At 53.9% G+C, this 1,539-nt stretch carries 3 protein-coding genes; 1 reads left to right on the top strand and 2 read right to left on the bottom strand.

Annotated elements, in window-relative coordinates; translation table 11 throughout:
- Window positions 1–637: DEAD/DEAH box helicase (locus ACXJ7R_RS32250; protein ID WP_457155334.1), on the top strand; the 637-nt coding region annotated here is incomplete at its 5' end.
- Between the two features lie 133 nt (window positions 638–770).
- Here ACXJ7R_RS32250 and ACXJ7R_RS32245 read toward each other — a convergent pair.
- Together ACXJ7R_RS32245 and ACXJ7R_RS32240 are read right to left on the bottom strand one after the other, a co-directional pair.
- Entirely contained in the window at window positions 771–977 is a 207-nt protein-coding gene (locus ACXJ7R_RS32245) for a KTSC domain-containing protein (RefSeq protein WP_457155335.1), read from the bottom strand.
- Window position 978: 1 nt separating this feature from the next.
- On the bottom strand, window positions 979–1,539 hold a 561-nt coding region (locus ACXJ7R_RS32240), incomplete at its 5' end, for an ATP-binding protein (protein WP_457155333.1).

Here is a 1,539-nt window from a genome sequence, read left to right as displayed (position 1 = left end):
CTTTCTGGAAGAGACCTGGCGGCTGCATCCGGATCTATGCGCGTTCACCTCTGAACTGTTTTATGAGAGCAAGCTGCAGTCGCGTCCCGGCCTTGAGGGCCAGATCATCTCAAGAGGTCCGATCAACGGTTCTGGCCTGCGCTATCTACCTGTCGCCCACGACGGCAATCAAAACTCCTCACCCGAGGAAGCCCACGCCATTCATCGCCTTGTCGATCATGTGCTGCTTTCAGATACACGTTGGACCAATCGGGATGGAAAAGAAGCGGCCATCAGCCTCGATGATATCCTGATCATCGCTCCCTATAAYGCGCAGGTTTTCGAAATTCAGCAGCGCCTGCCCGACGCCAGGGTCGGTACGGTTGACAAATTTCAGGGACAGGAGGCACCGATCGCCATCTATTCGATGGCTTCGTCAACGCACGCGGATGCTCCACGAGGCATGGAATTCCTCTACAGCCTGAACCGCTTCAACGTTGCAACGTCTAGAGCCAAGTGCCTGTCGATCCTGGTCGCGTCACCGCAGGTATTCGAAGCTGAGTGCAAGACGCCGCGACAAATCCGGCTTGCCAACGCGTTTTGCAGATATCTCGAAATGTGTTCGGAAATCCAATTGCCAATGACCCGCCAGCTTTGACTCGTTGTTAGATAGGGAATGCAACTCGGCAACGTACCGCTTTGCCCATTCTTATGCCAGTTCAGTTTTCATCCACCATGCTCCCGCCGCAGTGTAGTCGCTTTTTGCGGTCTTGCATCATGTACGATAGAAGCTACAGCCTACCAAATTGGTACCGCGGCTTGATGTTTTTATTAAGATAGTTTCCCTTTGAGTCTGCCTGCATTAGCTCTTGGTGTACCCATTCTTCGACCGAATAGTAGATGTATGTCTCTCCCGACTTCAGAAAACGGATGTGCAACTCTTGGGTGGCGCCATCGTACCCAATCGCTTCCACGTTTTTTGAATCCACAAAAACCATGTCAGGCATCTGAATCCCCCTCTGCTTTCGTCGCCTCATCCTCGGTCGACGTGGTCTGCCTACGCCACATGCTTAGCGCCTTTGTATACAGCTTTCCCTCTGGTCGCGGGACGACCTGCCAGGCCTCTGGTAGCTTTGGGTCGTCTCCCATCGGCTTGTGCATAGCTTTACGAACACGAACCCTCGAAGGTATGGGCATTACTTCGCCAACAAAGATGCCCTCACCGGTCCTCAGGGAAGACAACTGATCTACCAGCCCACCAAGGTCGTCGGGAACCGCGGCCCCAACCTTGCTTCTGTCAGACGCGTTTGTAAGCCTGAGTGCAATTAGCGAACCGCACTGACTCAGCACCGCACTGTCAACCTCCGACGGACGTTGAGTCACGAGCATGAGCCCGGTTCCATACTTGCGACCCTCTTTTGCAATTGTCGACAACGTGCGGTGAGCGGCACTGCCACTCCCTTCTGGGACAAAGCGATGGGCTTCATCGATGACAATTAGCAGCGGTTGTTGTCTGCCTCCCATTGCCAGGTCCTGTGCCCAAAAGAGCAAATCATACAC

This window comes from Mesorhizobium sp. P5_C1, from assembly GCF_054049815.1.
This window is presented reverse-complemented; position numbering and strand designations above follow the sequence as displayed.